Genomic DNA, 20,626 nt, shown 5'->3' with positions numbered 1-20,626 from the left:
CAGACATCGACTGGCATGCACGTTCTGCAACGCCAATGACGCGCTCTTGCGCGCAACGCAAGCGGCTCGGGTCGTAGCGCTTGCAGGCCGTGCATGCGCTGCCATCGGGAATCGCAATGAACACCACATCACTCACGCGATGCGCCGCAGACGCATCACCAAGGCAACCGGCACCTGCAATGCCGCCTGGTCGAAACGTGCACCGGGCGGAATATCGGCCGGGTCCAGCATCGGTTCGGCCACCGCTTCGATCGCCAGGCCCAGCGATGCGCATGCCGTATGCCAATGACTGTAGAGATGTTGCGTGTGCCGCACTGCGTACTGGCGGCCGTCGGCCTTGAAATCGCGTCGCCAGCCAAGTGCATGGCCGATCGGATGCACATCGCTGCACAGCACGATCCCGCCAACGCGGGTGACGCGATGCAGTTCTTCCAGCGCAGGCCACAGCTGCTGCAGATGCCCGACCACCAGACCGCAGACGCTGAGGTCGGCAATTGCGTCGGGCAACGGCAATTTATCGAGACTGCCTTGTTGCAGAGTCACGCGTGCCGCTGGCCAGTCGCGGGCGAGCTCGGTGCCGGCGCGTTGCAGCATTTGCGGCGACAGATCCACACCGGTGACATGCAGCGCGCCACGCCTTAATGCATGCAGCATGTAGCGACCACTGCCGCAGCCGGCATCCAGCACATGTTGGCCCTGCAAGGCACCGGGCATCAGCGCAAGCATGGCGCGTTCTTCGGCCAGCATCACCGGGTTATGCGCGTGCGGCGGATACGCCTGCGCCCACAACGCATACGCCGCTGCCGGCTCAAGTGTCGGCACAGCACTCATGACACAGCACCATTTGCTGCCATCGCGACGGATGGCGCCTGCGCTGCGTGCGGCACGCACTCCAGGCCGGGTTCGAGTGCCAGCACTGCCGGGTCGGCCAGCCTGGCATCGAGCAGTTTGGGGCGACCGTCCAGCAACACCGGCACGGTCTGGATACCGGCGGCCTCGAACCAGTTGGCGAAATCCGGGTCGGCGATGCGCGGGGCGCCATCGCGTATCACTGCGCGCAGTTCACTCCGTTGGCAGCCGATGACGCTGGTGGCAGGATCGCCACCGCGATCGCGCACGATCAGCAGATCTGCAGCAGCGCCTGGCGCGATGCACCCGCGCGCTTGCATGCGCAGGATGCGCGCAGATTGCTGGCTGACCATGCCGAGCAATAGATCCGGTGCGAGCCCGCTGTCGGTGGCGATGCGCAGTTCTTCCAGCAGATCGCGCGCACCGCTGATGCGCGAATCGTTGCCCAATGCCAGCCGCCCGGCCATGCACAAGCGCCATGGATCGAGCGTGCGGCCCAGCAGCGCGAGATTGCTCGAAGGACACCACACCACCGCCGCGCCGCGTGCGATCACCCGGTCGATATCGCATTCGCCCATGCCCACGCCGTGGATCAGCACGCTATTGGAGGCCAGGCAGCCGAGCCGATCCAGCTCCTCGAGTTCGGCACCCGCCACTGCGTCGGTGCCTTCGGCCAGGTGGATCATCCACGGATGTTCGGGCGACGTGGCGGCAAAGCTGCCTTGCACCGGCGGGCCATAGCCGGTCCAGCCCAGCGCATAGCTCCAACCGAACTCGCGCAGCAGGCCGACCGGAAAGTTCGCCTCGTCCAAGGTGGCGTGCCAAGGGTCGTGCTGCGCCACGCAGGTGACGCCGGCCAGCAGATTCTTCAAACCGCCGTGGCGCAAGCGCACCGCCTTGGGCACGCGCAACGCAGCCGCCACATCGGGATGCTGAAAATGTGCCTGAAACGCCTCGATCCATGCGTAGCTGTTGGCGAACGGTGCGCCTTGCGGCAGTGGCGGCACACAATTGACCTGCAGATGATCGTGCGCGTTGATCAAGCCCGGCGCCAGCACGTGGCCCTGCAAATCCAGCCGCAGGCTGCCGGTGCCGAGCGTGCCGCCGAAGCGGCCCGCGCGCATCGTCACTGCAGCGCGCGAAGGACCGGCCAGGGTGATCGCGCGTGCACCCTGCAGACAGACATCGGCCATGGACATCGGCGTCTCCACTCAGCGCTTGCGCATCACGATCAGGAAGTGGTCGCCCATGTCGCGCAGCAGCGGCAGCCCGCCCAAACGGTCGTCGCACCGGCCCAGGCGCTCAGACAGACGCGGATGCCGTTCGCAAAAATCCACCAGGTACGGCGGCGGCAGGAACAGGCTCAAGGCGCGATAGCTGTCCAGCACGAAGTGCTTGTTGAAGGCGCGGTAGAACTCGCGCGGCAGGTGGTACCAGGTCCAGATGGTGTGGCCATTCATGCCCACCGCAGTGACCCCGCGCGCAGCCCGCACCGCTGCGCGCTTGAAGCGCCCGCGCAGCGTGTAATGGCCGATTTCCCACGGGCAGATGCGCCCGATCACCGAAAACACCAGGCAGCCATCGGCGCGCAGCAGACGTGCGCACTCGGCAGCCACTGCCGGCAGGTCGGGAGCGCAATTGAGCGGGCCGAAGTTGGAGTACATGCCATCGAAGGTGCCATCCAGCTGATCGAGCTGCTGGATACCGACGTGGGCGGCGGTCAACCGTGCTTCAAGACCTTGCGTGGCAGCGCGATGACGGGTGCGTTCGACCATCGCCGGCGACCAGTCGGTAGCCAGCACACTGTAACCGCGGCGTGCGAACTCGCCGGCATCCAGACCGGTGCCGCAGCCCAGATCCACCAGCCGCGACCCCACCGGCAGCTCGGCCGCAACCGTGTCCCACAACGTGGTGCGCATGCGCTGGATCAGCGCATTGTTGCCGCGCGGGCCGTCGTAGTCGGGGGCCACGCTATCGAACGCGCGTTGCGTTTCAAGCAAGCGCTCCGGGGCCACCGTGCCGCCACGCGCCGCATGCTCATTGACCACCGACATGCGCAGCCTCCCACACCAGACCAGTTGTTCTCACGACACTCTCCAGACGCGACACCGCCACCGCGGCATCGCTTGATTGACCCGTGAGTGCCACGCGCAGCGGCTTTGGTTGCAGCTTGGTGAGCGATGTCCCACCTGCAACGCGTTGCCGTTTACATCAGGCGACGGAATGCCCGGCCGCAACCCTGCGACGCCGCCAGGCATTGCGAAACACCGCCGCCAGCACGCCTAGCCCGGCGCCAGCGAGCAAACCGGCGGCCCAGGCGGTGATCGCATTCGGAAATGCCTGGCGATCTGGCACATACAGCGGCCACGCCAACGAGGTCTGATACGTGTAGCGGGTGGTAAGGCGGGCGATGAGATCGTCGCGCTCGGCTTTCAACGCGCGGATCGTGGTGTTGCTGTCGGTCAGCAATACACCGGCAACCACCTGCGCCGGTGTGGCCGCAGCACCGCCCTGCCCGGCCTGCACTTGCTGTTGCAGTTGCGCCCGGTTGACGAGCGCCGCGCGCAGGTCTTCATTCAACCCTTGCAGGCGCGTGCGTGCGAGCCCAAGCGCCACCGCATTGGTCTGGCCGTGCAGCGTCTGCAGCTCGGTCACGGTGGCCATCGCAAGGCGGCGTGCCTGCGCGGACGATTCGGCACGAATGGTCACGCCGATCAGATTCGCGTACGGGTCCGGATCGGGCTTGAGACTGCCGCGATACAACTGCGCAGCGCGGCTGTTGAGCGGCAGGCCAGCCTTGCGCAGCACCGCATCCTGAAACAGCCGCGTCTTCATGCGATCGATCACGCGTTGGAACGGCTCGACCTTGGGGTCGCGCCCAGCCGGTGTGGGGCCGATTTCGCCGACCTGGATCCAGGCGGTGGCCTCCCACTGCGGTTTGGCCAGCCGGGTAAAGGCGAACGTCAGGCCAAGCACCACCACCAGCGCGGCCAGCGCCCAGCGCCATTCGCGGCGCAGGATGCGCCACAGGTCGATCAGATAGATATCGTCGTGTTGATTCATGGTGCACCGGCTCTGGAACGTGGTGAAAACGAAGCTGCCGCGCACTACGCGGCAGCGGTAGATGCCGCATGACGGCTGGGCAGCAACACGGTGCAGGCATGCAACACCAGGCACAGCGCGATGAAGCCGAAGTTGGTCCAGGTGAATGCCTGCGGCGCGAACGGCGACATCAGGCAGGCATAGGCGAGGCGCAGGAAGATCAGCACATGAAAGATCGACAGCGAGCTGCTGAGCAGGCGCACGCTCCACACCAGGCCCGCATACAACGCCAGCAGTGCAATCACGGCGCCCGGCGCGCCCCAGGCCATCAGGAACGGGAAGAATTCCGTGCCCACATTGATATTGGGCGCATCCAGCGGAATGCTGGTACCGGCGGTGGCGATCGAACCACTGAACGGCACCAGTTGATTGACCAGAAAACTGGCGTTGACGTAGCCCTTGGCCAGAATCGCGCCGAAGTTGTACGGCCCGGCGCTGATGTACAGCAGCAGCCACTGCACGCCCTGCGGCATCGCGCGATACAACGCACTGAACGGCAAGGCAACCGTGGCCAACGAGCCGGAACGCAGTGCGCCCAGGATCGAAAACACCCCGCCCCCAGCCAGCACGAGCAGGCCAATGGTCTTCCACGGCAGGCGGCGCGCAGGATCGCGGCGCAACAGCATCACCAGCACGAACGAAAACAGTCCGGCAAAGATGCGGTTGCGGTCGATCACCACAATCGGGAATACGAACCCCAGCGTCACCATCGCCGCACGCAGCCCGCGGTGGCGCACGCACAGCAGCGCGATCGGCGGCAAGATCCAACACATGTTGGAGATGTGCCGCACATGCGAGCGCAATGGGCTCAAGGTGGCGTAAGAGGACGGATCGCTGAACAGAGGAATCGGAAACAGCGCCACATCCACGATGCAGAACACCGTCACCATTGCCGCCAGCGTCATCACCACGAAGGCATCGCGCGTGCCGGCGTAGCGATAGTTGCGAAAGCGCTCCAGCGCGGGAAGCTTGAATCCAATCAGCAAGTCAATAATCAGCACAGCCCATGCCGCCGTGACCAACCATACGATGCCCTGCATATAGCCCGGCGGTAGCTCATAGGTGACGATCGTAACGAAGCAACTGATTATCAGCGAAGGAAAAAAATACATTAGGGGCCTGCGCAGCAGCTCTCCAGCGGATGGAATCACCGGAATACGCCCCCGCCTGGTTTACGCAAAGCCATCATGGATCTAGCGCAGTAGATCGAGACATGGGTCAAAACTTTAAAATATTTTTTCTTCAGGAAAGCAATTTTTGCAGTTATCAAACTTGATTGCGCACGCAGCAGCCAGTACTCACTATCATTGAACATAGCTGCACTGCGCTCGGCTACCACTCCGAATTCGCCGAGATTACTCAATCTTTTATTGGTTTCCCGTGTCTTGCTGACATTTTCCCCATGCAAGCGATACGCACATACCGTGACATCCATGAAGGCCAGCGCATCACGGGCGACCAGCCTGAGATATAAGTCCCAGTCTTCAATCCGGAGCGTCTCATCCCATATCATCCCTGCATCGAATGCGTTCCGCCTCAGCATCAAGACCGCACCACTTACCGCCCAATTTGAAATGACAGCACGGCGAATGCCATTTTCTGATAGATACAATTTCTTGTTAACACGATGCAAGTCGCGCATCGCGCTCTCGTGCAATCTTCGTCCTTCTCGGTCCACAACACATGCATCGCCAATGACAGCCAGCTTGGATGGATTCCTCTTGAGATAGCCAACCTGCACTTTGATTCCCCCAGGAATCAAATAATCGTCACTTGCAACAATGCGCAGGTAGTCGCCACGCGCACGCAGGGCTAGCTCGTTGAGCGTGGCCGCCACACCGCGGTTGTCGCGTTGCACGAACTGCACCGGCAGCCGATGGCCATGGGTGGCAATCCACTGCGCGATCTTTTCGCCCGTGGCGTCGCTGGAGCCGTCGTCGATGATGACGATCTCCTTGCACGGATACGGGTCTTCCAACACGCTATCCAGACAACGCTGCACGAAACGAGCGTGGTTATAGGCCGGAATCAGCACCGACACCAGCGGCCAGCTCGCTCGCCCGCTCGGTTGGGTTTGATCGCTCATGCGGTCTGCACCAGATAGCGACGCACCACCACGATATTGAACAGCAGATACACCACGTAGTTGGCGACAAAGGCATACATCGCCCCGATCAGCCCGAACTGCGTCGTGAACAAATACACCAGCGCCAGGTAGCTGGCGGCGAACACGCATTCGGAAATCACGAACAGCCGCGTCATCGCCTTGGCCAGCATCACGTACGACAGCACGAACGCGGCGATCTTGATCACATCGCCCAGCAACTGCGGACCATAAAGCGGTGCTGCTGCAGCGAATCGCGCATCGAACAGCAGCCAGGTGACCCAATCGCGGAGCATGTACACACCTAGCGCCATCGCGATCACCGCCGGCATCACATAACGATACGCGGCCCGCAGCTCGCGTCCGAGCGCCGCACGATCGTGCAGGGAGGCCAGCTTGGGCAGGTAATACACGTTGATGGCGGTGGTGAAGAACAGCAGATAGGCATCCGACACCCGGCTGACGGCCTGCCAATAACCCACCTGCTGCCATCCGAACTGCAACGCCAGATGGTCGCGCACCACAATGGCCACCAACTGCGGCACCAGCGTGGCGGTCAGCGTCATCGCCGAGAACGCGGCCAGCTTGCGCGTCATCGGTGCATCGAAACGCAGGCGCAACATCTCGCGTAGGAAATACGGGCTGCGTCGCAGTGCCGGCACGCCAGCCAACAACCACAGCACCTGGCCCAGCACCAGTGCCAGCAATGCGCCCTGCAGCTGCGCCAGGCTGGACAGCCACGCCACCAGCGCAACGCTCAACACCGCGCCGCTCACCTGCACAAATGCCAGACGGCGAACATCCATGAAACCGTTGATCACCGCCAGGATGTAATTGACCAAGGCAATGCCTAGCTGCGCGATCGCCAGCACGCAGATCAGCGGCCGATACGCTGCATCGCCCAACAGGCGCTCGGCAATCACGCCACTGAACAACACCGCCAACACCGCCATGACGCAAGCCGCGCAGAAGGCGTACCAGAGCGCCGCGCTTAGCAAGCGTGCCAGTGCCGGCGCATCGTCGCGATACTCGGCCACGTACTTGACGATGCCGGCGCTGATACCGCCGCCCGCCAACACCGCCAGCACCGACATCAGATTGAGGAACTGGCCCAAGCGGCCGACACCCTGCGGGCCGGCATAGACGGCTACCAACTTCACCACCACCAGCGCAGCCAGCAGCTTGGCCAGCGTCGCAACGCCGGTGTACGCGCTGCTGCGGATGAGATTCATGCAGGGCTGCCGAACGATTGGCATGCGGCAATCACACGTTCCACCGACGCGTCATCCAATGCGGGGCCCATCGGCAGACTCAGCACTTCACGGTGCAGGCCCTCGCTCACCGGCAGGCAGGCATCGCCTAGCGTGGTGTAGGCAGGCTGCCGATGCGGCGGCACCGGGTAATGGATCTGGGTGTGGATGCCCAGGCGCAGCAAATGCGCCTGCAAGGCATCGCGCTGCGGACTGCGCACCACGAACAGATGCCAGACATGCTGTTCCTCGGCGACCACCGTAGGCAACGTGATCAGCGGATGCTCGATGCCTTGCAGATAGCGCTGCGCCACCGCGCGCCGACGCGCGATCTCATCCTCCAGATACCCCAGTTTGACCCGCAAGAACGCCGCCTGCATTTCATCCAGCCGCGAATTCACGCCCTGGCAGGTGTGGTGATATTTCACCTCCGAGCCGTAATTGCGCAGCGCGCGAATGCGCTCGGCCAGACGCGGATCCGAGGTCACCACCGCACCACCATCGCCGAGTGCGCCCAGGTTCTTGGTCGGAAAAAAACTGAACGCCGCCGCATCGCCGAAGGCACCGGCACGCCGCCCGCCCGCCCGCGCGCCATGCGCTTGCGCGGCATCTTCGATCAGCAGCAGACCGTAGCGATGAGCAAGCGTTTGCAATGCGGCCATGTCGGCCAGCTGCCCATACAGATGCACCGCCATGATGGCGCGCGTGCGTGGCCCGATCGCCTTCTCCACACCGGCCGGGTCCATGTTGAAAGTCAGCGGATCCGGCTCCACAGGCACCAGCACCAACTGGTTCTGGCTGATCGCCAGAAAGCTCGCGATGAAGGTGTTGGCGGGCACGATGATCTCGTCGCCCTCGCGCAATACCCCCAGCTCGCGATAGCCGCGCAGGATCAGCGACAACGCATCCAGCCCGTTGCCCACGCCCACCGCATGCGCGGCGCCGCAGTAGCTGGCGAATTCTTCTTCGAACGCGGCCAGTTCCTGCCCGAGCACATACCAGCCGGCATCGATCACCCGCGCGGCAGCAACTTTCAATTCATCCGCGTAGCGCGCATTGACTGCACGCAAATCCAGGAAAGGAATATTCTCTAGCCCATCCATTTACGACTGCACCCCAAGCAGAGCGGCACTAAAGGGGCTATTACTTTCGTGGCTATGTCGCTGGCGATGTTCGCCGCGCACTTCGCTCACGAATTGGTCGTAATCCAGAATGTAATCGGCCGGGTCGTAGAACTGGTCGGCCAGCACCATCAACACGCAGTCGGGGCTGAAGCGATACAGATCGCGCCACACCATGCGGCCGAGCAGCAGCCCTTGCGAAGGATCGTCCAGCACTACTTCCTCCTGGTCAGTGCCGTCGCCTCTGTCCAGCAGGATCGTCACCGAGCCATGCAGGGCAACGGCGAGTTGATTGAGCTGCCGGTGCGCATGCTGGCCGCGGTGCACGCCGTCGCGGGTGCCGAACAGGTAATACACGCGACGTATCTCGAACGGGACGTTGCGCTGCTGCTCCAACGAGATGAGCAGACCGCGATCGTCACCGTGGGTGTGCAACTGGATGCGTTCGATGGCCATGATTCGGGGGCGTAACCGCTGACTGCACGTAGTGCGACATGCCTGAGTGCACCGGGATGCGCCAAAGGTTGCACCACGTCACGGCACTGCGAATCCATGTGCGCGCAAGCGCAGTTGCAGACGCAGCAGACGTGGATATGCACGGATTGCCGCGCAACGCCCGCAGGGCGATGCAACCTTTTGCCGGCATCGCCGCACATATCGGTGCACGTTCACCTGGCCGCAGATCGGCCGGCGTGGGGAGCCAGGCCTGGCAGCGCACGACGCACTGCCGGAACCAACGACCAGCACCGGAGCACACCGACCAAATGCGTTCATCCCCTCAGGCGCCAGACACCGCCGCCACCGACAGCGCCACTGTGCTGCCGCAACACGCGCCGCCGGTTGCGCAGGTCATTCCACTTCCCAAATCGATGCGCGTGCTGCACTGGCTGACGGTGCTGTGCCTGGCCATGGCCGCCACACTGATTTTGCTGCGCGCCGAGCTGGAAGGACGCGCATTGCGTCAGTGGCTGATGGAAGGCCATCGCCACTTCGGTTTGATGGTGCTCTTTCTCTTCGTCCTGCGCGTGGGCTTGCGCATCCGCCTGCGCAAGCTGCCGCCCGGCCCGCCGTCGCCGCTGCTGATGCGGCTGGCTGCAGGCGCCACCCATTTCGCGCTGTACGGCCTGATGGTCGCATTGCCGCTGATCGGCTGGTCGTTGAGCAACGCCTACGCCAAACCGGTCTACCTGTTCGGATTGACGCTGCCGAATCTGGTCGCGCCGGACGAAGACCTGGCCGACACCCTGGGCACCTGGCACTTGAATGCCGCCTGGGTCTTGCTGGCCCTGGTGATCCTGCATATCGGCGCCGCGCTCTGGCATCACCTGGTGCTGCGCGATGGCGTGCTGCATCGCGTGTTGCCGAAAAAAGCCCGATGAATTCCCCCGAGTTGCCAGCCCTCCCCCGCTCCCGCAGCGCCGAACCCCGCACCGTCGAACAAGGACTTTCCATGCCTACTCCCCAGCCCGCCCCGCGTCGCGTTGCCGCCACGCGCACCGCCTCCCTGACGTCCTTGTTGTGCGTGTCCGGCCCGTTATTGCTGCTGGCCAGCACGCAGGCGCAGGCGATCCCTTCGTTCGCGCGCCAGACCGGCTCTTCATGCGCGGATTGCCATATCGGCTCCTATGGCCCCTCGCTCACGCCGTATGGCATGCGCTTCAAGCTCGGCGGCTTCACCGATACCGATGGCAACGGCACCAAGATTCCGGTCTCCGGCCAGGTCACCTGGACGCGGAGCAATCCCGCCCGCGGCGACAGCAGCGCACGCATCAACCAAGCCGATCTGTATCTGGCCGGCCGGGTCAACGACCACATCGGCGGTTACTCCAAGATCCGCTCCAACAACGGCGGCAACGACACCTTCAACACCCAGTTGGACGATGTGGATCTGCGCTTCGTCAGCAAGCCGTTTCAGCTTGCCGGCAAGGACGCGATGGTCGGCGTCAGCGTCAACAACAATCCCGGCGTGTCCGATCCGATCCAGGTGCTGCCGAATGCATCGACCCTGAGCCCGGTGTCCAACGCCGGCTCGGCCAGCATGCTGAGTTCGTCGGCGCTCTCCAACCGCGTGATCGGTGCCAGCGTGTACGGCTTGTTCGACCGCAATTGGTACGGCGAAGTCGGCAGCTACAGCGCATTGTCCGCAGATGCGCAGGACCACCTGGGCTGGAACCCCAACAACGACCCGGGCAAGCTCAGCGACACCGGCTATGCGCGCTTTGCCTATATGAAGGACATGAAGCGGCAGTTCTTCTCGGCCGGCCTGACCGCGATGACCACCCGTCGCCAACGCCTGCGCAGCGGCGGTCCCACCGATGACTTCACCGATCTGGGTTACGACCTGACCTATCAGTTCCTCGGCACCCGCGAGCACGTGTTGTCGCTGGCCTACGTCAACATCTACGAGCGCCGCAAATACGGCAGCCCGCTGCAGCCGACCGACCCGAGCATGTCGCCGCGCGACCGCGGCAGCGTGCGCGACCAGAACATCAGCATGAACTACGCGTTCAAGCAGACCTATGGCGTGCTGGCAGCGCATCTGATCAACAGCGGCTCGTTCGATGTGGCGCGTTATCAGCCCTACGGCATCCCCGACACCACCGCCAATCTGATCCTGCTGTACTGGACCCCGTTCGGTAAGGAAGGCACCTACACCACCAACGCCAACGTGCGTTTCGCGGCCACCTGGTTCCGCTTCGACAAGTTCAACGGCAGCACCACCAACGTGTTCGGTGGCGGCAATCCAATCACCAATCCGCGCGATCTCGACACCTTCTCGTTGTCGGTCAATGTCTCGTTCTGATTCCCCCGCACGCGTAAGGACCCCCATGAAGTCACTCCACAAAACCTTGTTGTGCGCCCCGCTGGCCGGCCTGTTGTTGGCCGGCGCACTGCTTGCCCCGCACGCGCGCGCGGCCGATGGCAAAGGCGTGTTCATGACCGAATGCGCCGAATGCCACAGCGCGGCCCAGGGCAAGAACAAGAAAGGCCCGTCCATGTTCGGCGTGGCCGGGCGCCCGGCCGCCAGCCTGGCGGACTACAGCAATTACTCCGATGCACTCAAGGGCAGCAAGTGGCAGTGGACGCCCGCCCAGCTCAAGACCTATCTGTCGCAATCCTCGTCCAAGGCCCTGCCGGGGACCAAGATGAAGTACGAAGGCCTGGAAGATCAGAAAGAGCTAGACGCGCTGATCGCCTATCTCAACACGCTGCACTGAGCGTTGCTTGACCGGCCGGCAGTCACCCCTGCCGGCCGGCAACCGGGGCGCACTGCGCTTCGGGCGTCGCGCCGGCCGTGTTGCCGGACGCGATTCCTTCGCGTATATGAACGGAACCGTAGTGCCCGCAGCGGTCTGCCCGACGCAATCAGGCACTATTGCGCCCCGCTCACCGTAGACGCTCATCCGTTGCCCCCTGTCTCGCCTGCCAGGTCGTCCCCCTTCCGAACGCGACGCCATTGCGCCTGCGGCGGGCACCCGTGGGACAGGCCAGAGCTGAACATGCGGCAGCGGCACTGCACAACGGCCAGCGCCAACCCGCGTTGCCTGTGCCTGCACATGCGCCGGCACAACTCCACGCTGCGCCACTGCCTGCTGCTGGCCCTGGTCATCAGCCCCGGCGCCATGGCCGCCAATGTCGGCGGCGCGGTGGCGCTGACCTCGCAGCTGATCGACCGGGGCATCTCGATCGCGCCCAACAAGGCCACGCTGCAGGCGGCCGGCTACTGGCTGCCCTCGCCCGGCTGGTCGGTCTCCACCTCGGTCGCGCTGCAATCGCCCTCGCTGAGCAAGCCGGTGGCAGTCACCGCCCAGGCCGCACGCGCCTGGATGCTGGACGACCGCTGGCAGATGCAGGCCAGCCTGCTGTATTACGGCTACCCGACCAATCAGGCCACACGCACCTTCGACCGCCAGGAAGCCAGCCTGGCCTGGTCTTACCGCGACGTGCTGACCTTTTCGGTGTCGGTGTTCAACTTCCCCCGCGCCGACCAATCGCCGTGGAATGTGGCCATCGACGTCACCGCCAATGTCCCGCTGCAAAACGACTTCAGCCTGTTGGTCGGTGCCGGTTCTTCGCGCTTTCCGGCGATGGCCTACGGCGCTGCCGAATCCGGCCGCTATCAGTACGGGCAATTGGGCCTGAAGTGGAGCCGGGCACGATGGACGCTGAAACTGGAACGCATCGTCACCAGCAGCAATACCCCGCGCCTGCAGGGCGGCCCGGGCGAAACGCCCTGGCTGGGCACGGTCTCCACCACGTTCTGATCCAGCTGCAACCTTTTGCCCCCGTGCGGGCACTGACCTACGTCTTCTGCCGTGCCTGCCTCGATGAATGATTCCGACACCCTGGGTGATGCCACCGACCGCATGCTGCTGCGGCGCATGGCTGCGGGCGATCGTGCCGCCCTGGCGACCATGTACACCAGCTACCACGGCCGGCTGTGCCGGTTCCTGTCGCGGCTGACCCGCCGCCCGGACATCATCGAGGAAGCCATCAACGACTGCTTCTGGATCGCCTGGCAGAAAGCCGGCGACTTCCGCGGCGATTCGCAGGTGTCGACCTGGATCATGGGCATCGCCTATCGCTGCGGGCTCAAATGCCTGCGCCAGCATGACGGCGAGGCCATCGACGACACCGCCGTGGTGGAAGACCACGCCCCCAGCGCCGACGACAACGACGACCGCGAGCTGCGCGACTGGCTCGACAAGGGCATGCAACGGCTCTCGCCCGACCAGCGCATGGTGATCGAACTGGTCTATGGCGTTGGCCACAAGCTCGAAGAAGTCGCCGAAATCATGCAGTGCCCGGTCGGCACCATCAAAGCCCGGCTGTTTCATGCGCGGGTCAAATTACGCAATGTGCTGCCCGGCCTGGCCGGCGGCGCCCCTTACACGGAGACCATGCAATGAAGACGTTTTTCATCGCGCCTGGCAAGGAATGCTCGCACGCCTGGGAACTGATGCCCGCAGTATTGCTGGACAGTGCCACCGAGGAAGAGAACACCTGGCTGATCGCGCACGTGGCCAAATGTGCCTCGTGCAGCGCCGAATTCGCCCAGCAGAATCGTCTGCGGCAAGCGCTTGCACTGCCGTCGGCGGTCAAGCTGGACGCCAACGCCGGCCTGCTGCGCCTGCTCGGCCGCCTGGATGCGCCGGAACAGCACACCGCGCCGGCGGCACCGGTGCCGGTAGCACGCCGCTCCGGCAACTGGACGGTGCGCGCCCTGGCCGCCGCCGCCCTGGTGCAGGCCATTGGTCTTGGCGTCATGGGCGTCAAGCTGGCCGCGCCTGCGCCCTCGCACGACTACCGCACGCTCAGCAGCGCCACCGCCTTGCCGGTCCCGCAAGGTGCCATCCGCGTGGTGCCCGACGCCAGGATGACCGTGGCCGACTGGGACAGCCTGCTGCATGCGCAGCAGTTGCAGGTGGTCGGCGGCCCCAATGAAATGGGCGCCTACACCGTGGTGCCTGTCGCACCGCAGCCGCCTGCCCAGCCGCAGCACACCGTGCAGCAGCTGCGTGCGAACCCGCGTATCCGCCTGGCCGAGATCGTGTCGGCACCATGAGCCGCTTCTACGTTATCGGCTTGATCGCCGGCTTCATCGGCCTGGGCACCTGCACCTGCGTGCATGCCCAGGACACGCCCCAGCATGCTGCGCAAGCTGTCGGCACCAGCACCGCGCCGGCGCAGGCCGATGCGCATACGCCCGATAGCAGCCGCGACATCCTGCTGGCGGTGGCCAACCCGCTCAGCGCGCCGCCGGCACGCGCCGGCTCCAGCCTGATCGGCTACGCCTCCAGCTATTACGGCGCCGGCCAGAAAGCCGCCGTGCGCATGGAAGCCATCAAGCAGCGCTACAAGCTGCGCGAAGTCTCCGGCTGGCCGATCACCTCGCTGGGCCTGTATTGCGCCGTGCTGCAGCCGCCGGCTGGCGTATCGCGCGACGAGCTGGTCAGCGCGCTGGCCGACGACGAAGGCGTGGAGCTGGTGCAGCCGGTGCAGGATTTCTCGGTGTTCTCTGCCGATGCATCGGAAAAGACCACGGCGCTGTCCGGCTATAACGACCCGTACGTGGACATGCAACGCGGCTTCATCGCCACCGATGCGGCCAGCGCGCAGACCATCACCCAGGGCCGCGGCGTGGTGGTGGCGGTGGTCGACACCGGCGTGGACACCGCTCACCCCGATCTGAAGTCGCGCATCCGCGACGTGCACGATCTGGTCGACGACACCGCGCTCGCCACCAGCAGCGATTCGCACGGCACCGAAGTGGCCGGCATCATTGCTGCCGGCAGCAACAACCATCAAGGCATTGTCGGCATGGCGCCCAAGGCCATGCTGAGCATCTACAAGGCATGCTGGTATGCACCGACCGTCGGTGCCACCGCCCGCTGCAACACCTTCACCCTGGCCAAGGCGCTGGCGGCGATCAACAACAGCTCCGCGCGCGTGATCAATCTGAGCCTGGGCGGCCCGGCCGACCCGCTGCTGAGCAAGATGCTGCTGCATCTGGTGCAACAGGGCCGCATCGTGGTGGCCGCGATGCCGCCGAACGGGCGCATGGATGGCTTTCCCAACGATGTGCCCGGCGTGCTGGTGGTGCGCAGCAGCAGCGCCACCGCCGCGATGCCCGGTGTGCTGAGCGCGCCCGGCAAGGACATCCTCACCACCCAGCCCAATGGCCGCTACGACTTCACCTCCGGCTCGTCGATGGCCACCGCGCATGTCAGCGGCATGGCCGCGTTGCTGTTGTCGATGTCGCCGTCGATGGACGCGACCGGCTTGCGCGAACTGATGCAACGCACCAGCAAGATGTCCGACGGCCAGCTGCAGGTCAACGCCGGCGCTGCGGTCGACGCGCTGGCTTCGCACGCCAAACATTCCAACTGACGACACCGGCATGGCCAAGTGGATTCCCTTGTGGCTGCATAAACTCAGCTCGCCGCCCACGTTCTACCGCGTCGCCGGCATCGTGCGCCCGTGGGCGCTGGCGCTGGCGCTGCTGCTCGGCGCGGTGGCCGCTTACGGCGGGCTGGTACTGGCGCCACCGGATTACCAGCAGCACGACGCCTACCGCATCATCTTCATCCACGTGCCCAGCGCCTGGATGAGTCTTTTCATCTACGCGGCAATGGGCGTGTCCGCGTTCATTGCGCTGGTGTGGCGGATCAAGCTGGCCGAAGTGGTGACCATGGCCTCGGCGCCGATCGGCGCGGCCTTTACCTTCATCACCTTGTGCACCGGCTCGCTGTGGGGCAAGCCGATGTGGGGCACCTGGTGGACCTGGGATGCACGGCTCACCTCGGAGTTGCTGCTGCTGTTCTTGTATCTGGGTGTGCTCGGCCTGTATCACGCGGTGGAAGATCGCCGTCAGGCGATGCGTGCGGCCGGCTTGCTCGCCTTGGTGGGCCTGGTGAATCTGCCGATCGTGCATTACTCGGTGGTGTGGTGGAACACGCTGCATCAAGGCTCCACCGTGCGCCTGCTCGGCCCCTCCAAGATGGGCGCCGACATGCTGTGGCCGCTGCTGACGATGATGCTGGCCACCAAGTTTTATTACCTTGCCAGTCTGTTCGGCCGCGTGCGTGTGGACCTGCTCGCACTGGAAAGCGGCAAGGACTGGGCACGCCGCATCGTGTTGACGGAGCGCACCGCATGAACACCTTTCTGGCGATGGGCGGTTACGGCCACTACGTGTGGACCGCGTACGCGTTGTTCGTGCTGGTGTTGCTGGCCGATCTGGCAGCGCCGTGGTTACGTCGCCGCCGCCTGCCACGCGAATTGCGTGGCCAGCTGCAACGACAGACACCGCGACGTGCACGCGATCAGCCAGTTCCCACGCTGGAGCGGGACGCGCCATGAATGCAACACGCAAGCAACGCCTTTGGCTGGTGATCGGCGTCATCGCCGCTGCCGCACTGGCGGTGACGCTGATCGTGCTCGCGCTGCAGCGGAACATGAGCTATCTGTTCACGCCCAGCCAGGTGCACGCCGGCGAGGCGGCCAGTTATCAGCAATTTCGCCTCGGCGGCATGGTCAAGGCCGGCTCGATCCAGCGCGCAACCGATAGCCTGAAAGTCAACTTCACCGTGATCGACAAGCACGCCGCAACGCAGGTCGAATACACCGGCATCCTTCCGGATCTGTTTCGCGACAACCAATCGGTGATCGCCAACGGACGCATGCAAGGCGGGCGCTTTGTCGCCAACGAAGTGCTGGCCAAGCACGACGAAACCTATATGCCCAAGGAACTCAAGGACGCAATGGCCGAAGGCCATGTCGGCAAGCCGATTCCCGCTGCCGCGGTGCCGCTGTCGGCGCCGCGTTGATGCCGCGCGCACCGTTTTCCACCACTTCCATGATCTTCCTTCGTTGCACAATGCGATTTGCCCATGACGCCTGAACTCGGCCAGATCGCACTGATCCTGGCGCTGCTGTTGTCGCTTGCCCAGGGCGTCTTGCCACTGATCGGTGCCTGGCGTGGCAACTCCGCCTTGATGGGCATTGCGCGGCCGGCAGCGGTAGGCCAGGCAGTGTTCGTGTGGATGGCGTTCGGCCTGCTCGCCTGGTCGCTGCTGTCGCTGGATTTTTCTGTGGCCTATGTCGCTGCCAACGCCAATATCGCCCTGCCCTGGTACTACCGCTTTGCCGCGGTGTGGGGCGCGCACGAAGGCTCGTTGCTGCTGTGGATCGCCATCCTTGCGACATGGACGGTGTTGCTGGCCGCCTTCAGCCGGCATCTGCCGCAGCATTTCGCCGCCCGCGTGCTGGCGGTGCTGGGGCTGGTATCGGTGGGTTTTCTCGCCTTCATCCTGCTGACCTCCAATCCGTTCGGGCGGCTGTCGCCGATTCCGTTGGATGGCAACGAACTCAATCCGGTGCTGCAGGACCCGGGCATGACTTTCCACCCGCCGGTGCTTTACACCGGTTACGTCGGCTTCTCGGTGGCGTTCGCGTTTGCGGTGGCGGCCTTGCTGGGCGGCGAACTGGAACAGGCCTGGGTGCGCTGGGCGCGGCCGTGGACCAACGTGGCCTGGGCCTGCCTCACCGCCGGCATCGTCGCCGGCAGCTGGTGGGCGTACGCGGAACTGGGCTGGGGCGGCTGGTGGTTCTGGGACCCGGTGGAAAACGCCAGTTTCATGCCGTGGCTGGTCGGCACTGCCCTGATCCACACCCAGGCGGTCACCGAAAAACGCGGCAGCCTGCGTGCTTGGACGATTCTGCTGTCGATCCTGGCGTTCTCGCTGTCGTTGCTGGGCACCTTCCTGGTGCGCTCGGGCGTGCTCACCTCGGTGCATGCGTTTGCCGCCGATCCGCGCCGCGGCCTGTACATCCTCATTTTCCTGGTGGCCGTGGTCGGCGGCTCGCTGCTGCTGTACGCCTTGCGTGCACCCAAGATCGCCAGCGGTAAACCGTTTGCCGCCGCCTCGCGCGAGACGGCCATTCTGATCGGCAATCTGCTGCTCACCGTGGCCGCCGCGATGGTGTTGCTGGGCACCTTGTTCCCGCTGATTGCCGATGCCTTCGGCCTGGGCAAGGTCTCGGTCGGCCCGCCGTATTTCGGCCTGTTGTTCCCGTTGCTGATGCTGCCGGTGGTGCTGTTGCTACCGTTTGGCCCATATCTGCGCTGGGGCAAGGCCGAGGCAGCACCGTTGAAGGCACTTGGCACGCGCGCCGGCATCGCCGCGATTGCGTGTGCGTTGGTCGGCAGCCTGTTTGCCGATGGGCAGATCAAGGCGATTGCCGGCATCGGCGTCGCTGCGTGGGTGGCCGCCGGCACCGCGCTGTACATGCACAAGCGTTGGCGCGAGATGCCGCGCGGGCGGCGTTTTCCGGCTGAAATGGCCGGCATGTTGCTCGCGCATGCGGGCGTGGCGGTATTCGTTGCCGGCGTGCTGGTGTCCGACAGCCTGTCGGTCGAACGCGATGTGCGGCTGTCGCCCGGCCAGAGCGCGGAGATCGCCGGTTACGCGTTCCGGTTTGATGGCGTGCAAATGATCGATGGGCCGAACTGGAAGGCCGAACAGGGCAGCGTGCAGGTCAGCCGCGATGGCAAGGTGATCGCGCTGCTGCATCCGCAAAAACGCCTGTACAGCAGCGAGCGCATTCAGACCGAATCGGCGATCGACCCTAGCATCACCCGCGATCTGTACGTCGCACTAGGCGAGCCGCTGGACGATCAACACATCGAATACGACTGGACGCTGCGGCTGTACTACAAACCCTTCATCCGCTGGATCTGGGCCGGCGGCCTGCTGATGATGCTGGGCGGTTTTGTCAGCGCCTGCGCGCGCCGCTTTCGTGCGCCTGCCGTCGCCGGCAAGGCGACCACCTCGCCGGCACACGATGCCATCGTCACTGCGCAGGAATCGCCCGCATGAACCGTCTGCTGCCCTTGCTGGGTTTCCTGTTGCTGGCGGCGCTGTTCGGCTTCGGCATCTATTGGACGATGCAACACAACCCGCGCGATGTGCCCTCTCCGTTGATCGGCAAACAAGCGCCAGCGTTCTCGCTGCCAAGGCTGGATCAACCCGAACAACAGTTCAGCCGCGACCAGCTGCTAGGCAAGCCGTATGTGCTCAACGTGTTCGGCAGCTGGTGCGCCGAATGCGTGCACGAACATCCGGTATTGATGGCGCAGGCCAACCGGCTCGGCGTGCCGCTGATCGGCTACAACTATAAAGATGCGCCCGCCGATGCCACCGAGTGGCTTGCGCAATACGGCAACCCGTATGCCTTAGTGATCGCCGACGAAGCCGGCCAGACCGCGATCGATTTCGGCGTCTACGGTGCGCCGGAGACGTTTCTGATCGATGCGCAAGGCGTGATCCGCTACAAGCACATCGGCGTGCTCACACCCGATGTCATTAACGACACACTGCTGCCGGCCATCGCCGCGCTGCCCAAGGGCGCGCAGTGATGCCGGCTCGCCCCTGGTGGTGCTGGCACTGGCGCATGCAAGGCCGGCAACTGCGCTTGCTGCTGGTGTTGCTGCTTGGCGTGCTGCTTGCACCGCCGCTGGCGGCGCAGGCAGTGGACCCGCTGCCGTTCAAGAACCGCAGCGAGGAAGCGCGTTACCAGCGTCTGACCGCACAGCTGCGCTGCCTGGTGTGCCAGAACGAAAACCTTGCCGACTCCAACGCCGCGCTCGCACGCGATCTGCGCCATCAGGTGTTCGCGCAGATCCAGGCCGGCCACAGCGACGCGCAGATCAAGCAGTACATGGTCGAGCGCTATTCGGATTTCGTGCTGTACGACCCGCCGGTCAAACGCGGCACCTGGCTGCTGTGGTTCGGCCCGCTGTTGCTGCTGGGTGCCGGTGCAGGCGTGGTGATCCACACCGTGCGCAAACGTGCGCGTGCCGGCACACCGGTGGCGCCGCAAGCTGAGGAAGAGTGGTGATGACCGGTTTCTATTTCATAAGCGTGGCGTTGGTAGTGATCGCGCTGCTGTTGTTGCTGGTGCCACTGCTGCGCCAGCCAGCGCGCCATCGCAGCACACGCTATGCGCTGCCGATTGTGCTGGTGCTCGGCTTGCCGATCGCCACCGCCGGCCTGTATCGCCTGGTCGGCGCGCCCGACGCCATCGCAACGCGCGTATACGCTACGCCAGCGCAGCAGACAGTGCAGGCGACGCCTGATGCGACTGCTGCCGGCAGCACGCAAGCACAAACACCAGCCATCAGTCCGGCTGAGGAAGCACAACTGCAGGCGCTGGACGCCTGGATGCAGCAGGCCAAGGCGCACGAGCAGGAAAACCGTTCGGCCGACGCGCGCGATGCCTATGCGCAAGCACTCAAGCTCGCCCCCGACAACAGCGCCGCCATCGTCGGCTGGATCGCAGCAGACATGGGCACGCGCAGCGATTTCGCCATCGACGCCGCATCGCGCACGCGCCTGAAACAGGTCATCGCACGCGAGCCGGATCATCAACGCGCCCTGTGGTTGCTCGGCATCAGCGACTTCCAGCAGCAGGACTACAGCGCCGCCACCGAACACTGGCGCCATTTGCATGACTTGCTGGACACCGGCTCGGCGATGCAGAAAGCGGTCGCCGAAAAAATCGCCGTGGCCGAATCGTTGGCGAGTGCGCGGCAGGCCAAACGCGCTGCTCGCTAGGGCCTGTTAACACATCCGAAGCCCATCAACGACTAGGACGAAGCTGAGGAATCCAAGGAACATGACATCTAGCTTCTCGAA

The 20,626-nt window shown here is 64.5% G+C and carries 23 protein-coding genes; 14 read left to right on the top strand and 9 right to left on the bottom strand.

What is annotated here, in order from left to right; genetic code table 11:
• Positions 1 to 132 precede the first annotated feature (132 nt).
• From XcyCFBP4188_RS12480 to XcyCFBP4188_RS12440, 9 genes are all read right to left on the bottom strand, one after another.
• Positions 133 to 831, bottom strand: a complete 699-nt coding sequence (locus XcyCFBP4188_RS12480) for a class I SAM-dependent methyltransferase (RefSeq protein ID WP_104592237.1) — start codon at positions 829 to 831, stop codon at positions 133 to 135.
• Positions 828 to 2,048 (bottom strand): amidohydrolase family protein, encoded by a 1,221-nt coding sequence (locus XcyCFBP4188_RS12475; protein ID WP_104592236.1) that lies wholly within the window; start codon positions 2,046 to 2,048, stop codon positions 828 to 830. Before XcyCFBP4188_RS12475 ends, XcyCFBP4188_RS12480 begins: the two co-directional genes overlap by 4 nt.
• Before the next feature lie 12 nt (positions 2,049 to 2,060).
• Positions 2,061 to 2,903: a class I SAM-dependent methyltransferase gene (locus tag XcyCFBP4188_RS12470; protein ID WP_006452975.1), complete on the bottom strand. Its 843-nt coding sequence runs from the start codon at positions 2,901 to 2,903 to the stop codon at positions 2,061 to 2,063.
• A 157-nt stretch (positions 2,904 to 3,060) separates the two neighbouring features.
• Positions 3,061 to 3,912, bottom strand: coding sequence for a Wzz/FepE/Etk N-terminal domain-containing protein (locus XcyCFBP4188_RS12465; RefSeq protein ID WP_043911137.1), 852 nt, complete (start codon positions 3,910 to 3,912; stop codon positions 3,061 to 3,063).
• Positions 3,913 to 3,956: 44 nt separating this feature from the next.
• Positions 3,957 to 5,063, bottom strand: coding sequence for a hypothetical protein (locus tag XcyCFBP4188_RS12460; RefSeq protein WP_104592235.1), 1,107 nt, complete (start codon positions 5,061 to 5,063; stop codon positions 3,957 to 3,959).
• Positions 5,064 to 5,098: 35 nt separating this feature from the next.
• The gene (locus XcyCFBP4188_RS12455) at positions 5,099 to 6,037 is read right to left on the bottom strand and encodes a glycosyltransferase family 2 protein (RefSeq protein WP_104592234.1); all 939 of its coding nucleotides are present in this window, start codon (positions 6,035 to 6,037) and stop codon (positions 5,099 to 5,101) included.
• Complete coding sequence (locus XcyCFBP4188_RS12450) at positions 6,034 to 7,287, bottom strand: O-antigen translocase (RefSeq protein WP_104592233.1); 1,254 nt, start codon at positions 7,285 to 7,287, stop codon at positions 6,034 to 6,036. Before XcyCFBP4188_RS12450 ends, XcyCFBP4188_RS12455 begins: the two co-directional genes overlap by 4 nt.
• Entirely contained in the window at positions 7,284 to 8,408 is a 1,125-nt protein-coding gene (locus XcyCFBP4188_RS12445; protein WP_074057677.1) for a DegT/DnrJ/EryC1/StrS family aminotransferase, read from the bottom strand. Before XcyCFBP4188_RS12445 ends, XcyCFBP4188_RS12450 begins: the two co-directional genes overlap by 4 nt.
• Positions 8,409 to 8,882, bottom strand: coding sequence for a sugar 3,4-ketoisomerase (locus XcyCFBP4188_RS12440; protein WP_006452983.1), 474 nt, complete (start codon positions 8,880 to 8,882; stop codon positions 8,409 to 8,411).
• 308 nt (positions 8,883 to 9,190) lie between these two features.
• On the opposite strand from XcyCFBP4188_RS12440, the gene XcyCFBP4188_RS12435 reads away from it, so the two are divergent.
• The 14 genes from XcyCFBP4188_RS12435 to XcyCFBP4188_RS12370 all read left to right on the top strand — a co-directional run bounded on the left by XcyCFBP4188_RS12435 (position 9,191) and on the right by XcyCFBP4188_RS12370 (position 20,545).
• The gene (locus XcyCFBP4188_RS12435; protein WP_006452984.1) at positions 9,191 to 9,805 is read left to right on the top strand and encodes a cytochrome b; all 615 of its coding nucleotides are present in this window, start codon (positions 9,191 to 9,193) and stop codon (positions 9,803 to 9,805) included.
• A gap of 71 nt (positions 9,806 to 9,876) precedes the next feature.
• Positions 9,877 to 11,229 (top strand): hypothetical protein, encoded by a 1,353-nt coding sequence (locus XcyCFBP4188_RS12430; protein WP_043911129.1) that lies wholly within the window; start codon positions 9,877 to 9,879, stop codon positions 11,227 to 11,229.
• A 25-nt stretch (positions 11,230 to 11,254) separates the two neighbouring features.
• Positions 11,255 to 11,644 carry a c-type cytochrome gene (locus XcyCFBP4188_RS12425; protein WP_006452986.1) on the top strand — a complete coding sequence of 130 codons (390 nt, stop codon included), beginning with the start codon at positions 11,255 to 11,257 and terminating at the stop codon, positions 11,642 to 11,644.
• A 282-nt stretch (positions 11,645 to 11,926) separates the two neighbouring features.
• A complete protein-coding gene (locus XcyCFBP4188_RS12420; RefSeq protein WP_374730449.1) occupies positions 11,927 to 12,691 on the top strand; it encodes a TorF family putative porin in 765 nt (254 codons plus the stop codon).
• A gap of 63 nt (positions 12,692 to 12,754) precedes the next feature.
• Entirely contained in the window at positions 12,755 to 13,336 is a 582-nt protein-coding gene (locus XcyCFBP4188_RS12415; protein ID WP_006452988.1) for a sigma-70 family RNA polymerase sigma factor, read from the top strand.
• On the top strand, positions 13,333 to 13,992 hold the full coding sequence (locus XcyCFBP4188_RS12410; RefSeq protein WP_167393545.1) for a zf-HC2 domain-containing protein: 660 nt from the start codon (positions 13,333 to 13,335) through the stop codon (positions 13,990 to 13,992). The genes XcyCFBP4188_RS12415 and XcyCFBP4188_RS12410 overlap by 4 nt, the downstream gene beginning before the upstream one ends.
• Positions 13,989 to 15,317, top strand: coding sequence for a S8 family serine peptidase (locus XcyCFBP4188_RS12405; protein ID WP_074057680.1), 1,329 nt, complete (start codon positions 13,989 to 13,991; stop codon positions 15,315 to 15,317). Before XcyCFBP4188_RS12410 ends, XcyCFBP4188_RS12405 begins: the two co-directional genes overlap by 4 nt.
• Before the next feature lie 10 nt (positions 15,318 to 15,327).
• Entirely contained in the window at positions 15,328 to 16,086 is a 759-nt protein-coding gene (gene ccmC / locus XcyCFBP4188_RS12400; protein ID WP_006452991.1) for a heme ABC transporter permease CcmC, read from the top strand.
• Positions 16,083 to 16,289 (top strand): heme exporter protein CcmD, encoded by a 207-nt coding sequence (gene ccmD / locus XcyCFBP4188_RS12395; RefSeq protein ID WP_043911132.1) that lies wholly within the window; start codon positions 16,083 to 16,085, stop codon positions 16,287 to 16,289. Before ccmC ends, ccmD begins: the two co-directional genes overlap by 4 nt.
• Entirely contained in the window at positions 16,286 to 16,756 is a 471-nt protein-coding gene (gene ccmE, locus XcyCFBP4188_RS12390; protein ID WP_095574646.1) for a cytochrome c maturation protein CcmE, read from the top strand. The genes ccmD and ccmE overlap by 4 nt, the downstream gene beginning before the upstream one ends.
• Before the next feature lie 63 nt (positions 16,757 to 16,819).
• A complete protein-coding gene (locus tag XcyCFBP4188_RS12385; protein WP_104592231.1) occupies positions 16,820 to 18,808 on the top strand; it encodes a heme lyase CcmF/NrfE family subunit in 1,989 nt (662 codons plus the stop codon).
• Positions 18,805 to 19,347 carry a DsbE family thiol:disulfide interchange protein gene (locus XcyCFBP4188_RS12380; protein ID WP_104592230.1) on the top strand — a complete coding sequence of 181 codons (543 nt, stop codon included), beginning with the start codon at positions 18,805 to 18,807 and terminating at the stop codon, positions 19,345 to 19,347. Before XcyCFBP4188_RS12385 ends, XcyCFBP4188_RS12380 begins: the two co-directional genes overlap by 4 nt.
• Positions 19,347 to 19,829 (top strand): cytochrome c-type biogenesis protein, encoded by a 483-nt coding sequence (locus XcyCFBP4188_RS12375; protein WP_043911134.1) that lies wholly within the window; start codon positions 19,347 to 19,349, stop codon positions 19,827 to 19,829. The genes XcyCFBP4188_RS12380 and XcyCFBP4188_RS12375 overlap by 1 nt, the downstream gene beginning before the upstream one ends.
• Positions 19,829 to 20,545 carry a tetratricopeptide repeat protein gene (locus XcyCFBP4188_RS12370; RefSeq protein WP_104592229.1) on the top strand — a complete coding sequence of 239 codons (717 nt, stop codon included), beginning with the start codon at positions 19,829 to 19,831 and terminating at the stop codon, positions 20,543 to 20,545. The genes XcyCFBP4188_RS12375 and XcyCFBP4188_RS12370 overlap by 1 nt, the downstream gene beginning before the upstream one ends.
• Positions 20,546 to 20,626 lie beyond the last annotated feature (81 nt).

The sequence above is a fragment of the Xanthomonas hortorum pv. cynarae genome, from assembly GCF_002939985.1.
GTDB lineage: Bacteria > Pseudomonadota > Gammaproteobacteria > Xanthomonadales > Xanthomonadaceae > Xanthomonas > Xanthomonas hortorum_D.
This window is presented reverse-complemented; position numbering and strand designations above follow the sequence as displayed.

Excerpts from the sequence above, each read along its gene's own strand:
- XcyCFBP4188_RS12375 (WP_043911134.1), top strand. The coding sequence starts at position 19,347 with ATGCCGGCTCGCCCCTGGTGGTGCTGGCACTGGCGCATGCAAGGCCGG.
- XcyCFBP4188_RS12430 (WP_043911129.1), top strand. The coding sequence starts at position 9,877 with ATGCCTACTCCCCAGCCCGCCCCGCGTCGCGTTGCCGCCACGCGCACC.
- XcyCFBP4188_RS12405 (WP_074057680.1), top strand. The coding sequence starts at position 13,989 with ATGAGCCGCTTCTACGTTATCGGCTTGATCGCCGGCTTCATCGGCCTG.
- XcyCFBP4188_RS12415 (WP_006452988.1), top strand. The coding sequence starts at position 12,755 with ATGAATGATTCCGACACCCTGGGTGATGCCACCGACCGCATGCTGCTG.
- XcyCFBP4188_RS12440 (WP_006452983.1), bottom strand. The coding sequence starts at position 8,882 with ATGGCCATCGAACGCATCCAGTTGCACACCCACGGTGACGATCGCGGT.
- XcyCFBP4188_RS12450 (WP_104592233.1), bottom strand. The coding sequence starts at position 7,287 with ATGAATCTCATCCGCAGCAGCGCGTACACCGGCGTTGCGACGCTGGCC.
- XcyCFBP4188_RS12460 (WP_104592235.1), bottom strand. The coding sequence starts at position 5,063 with ATGTATTTTTTTCCTTCGCTGATAATCAGTTGCTTCGTTACGATCGTC.
- XcyCFBP4188_RS12470 (WP_006452975.1), bottom strand. The coding sequence starts at position 2,903 with ATGTCGGTGGTCAATGAGCATGCGGCGCGTGGCGGCACGGTGGCCCCG.
- XcyCFBP4188_RS12445 (WP_074057677.1), bottom strand. The coding sequence starts at position 8,408 with ATGGATGGGCTAGAGAATATTCCTTTCCTGGATTTGCGTGCAGTCAAT.
- XcyCFBP4188_RS12435 (WP_006452984.1), top strand. The coding sequence starts at position 9,191 with ATGCGTTCATCCCCTCAGGCGCCAGACACCGCCGCCACCGACAGCGCC.
- XcyCFBP4188_RS12380 (WP_104592230.1), top strand. The coding sequence starts at position 18,805 with ATGAACCGTCTGCTGCCCTTGCTGGGTTTCCTGTTGCTGGCGGCGCTG.
- XcyCFBP4188_RS12385 (WP_104592231.1), top strand. The coding sequence starts at position 16,820 with ATGACGCCTGAACTCGGCCAGATCGCACTGATCCTGGCGCTGCTGTTG.
- XcyCFBP4188_RS12370 (WP_104592229.1), top strand. The coding sequence starts at position 19,829 with ATGACCGGTTTCTATTTCATAAGCGTGGCGTTGGTAGTGATCGCGCTG.
- XcyCFBP4188_RS12425 (WP_006452986.1), top strand. The coding sequence starts at position 11,255 with ATGAAGTCACTCCACAAAACCTTGTTGTGCGCCCCGCTGGCCGGCCTG.
- XcyCFBP4188_RS12455 (WP_104592234.1), bottom strand. The coding sequence starts at position 6,037 with ATGAGCGATCAAACCCAACCGAGCGGGCGAGCGAGCTGGCCGCTGGTG.
- XcyCFBP4188_RS12410 (WP_167393545.1), top strand. The coding sequence starts at position 13,333 with ATGAAGACGTTTTTCATCGCGCCTGGCAAGGAATGCTCGCACGCCTGG.
- ccmD (WP_043911132.1), top strand. The coding sequence starts at position 16,083 with ATGAACACCTTTCTGGCGATGGGCGGTTACGGCCACTACGTGTGGACC.
- XcyCFBP4188_RS12420 (WP_374730449.1), top strand. The coding sequence starts at position 11,927 with ATGCGGCAGCGGCACTGCACAACGGCCAGCGCCAACCCGCGTTGCCTG.
- XcyCFBP4188_RS12475 (WP_104592236.1), bottom strand. The coding sequence starts at position 2,048 with ATGTCCATGGCCGATGTCTGTCTGCAGGGTGCACGCGCGATCACCCTG.
- ccmE (WP_095574646.1), top strand. The coding sequence starts at position 16,286 with ATGAATGCAACACGCAAGCAACGCCTTTGGCTGGTGATCGGCGTCATC.
- XcyCFBP4188_RS12465 (WP_043911137.1), bottom strand. The coding sequence starts at position 3,912 with ATGAATCAACACGACGATATCTATCTGATCGACCTGTGGCGCATCCTG.
- ccmC (WP_006452991.1), top strand. The coding sequence starts at position 15,328 with ATGGCCAAGTGGATTCCCTTGTGGCTGCATAAACTCAGCTCGCCGCCC.
- XcyCFBP4188_RS12480 (WP_104592237.1), bottom strand. The coding sequence starts at position 831 with ATGAGTGCTGTGCCGACACTTGAGCCGGCAGCGGCGTATGCGTTGTGG.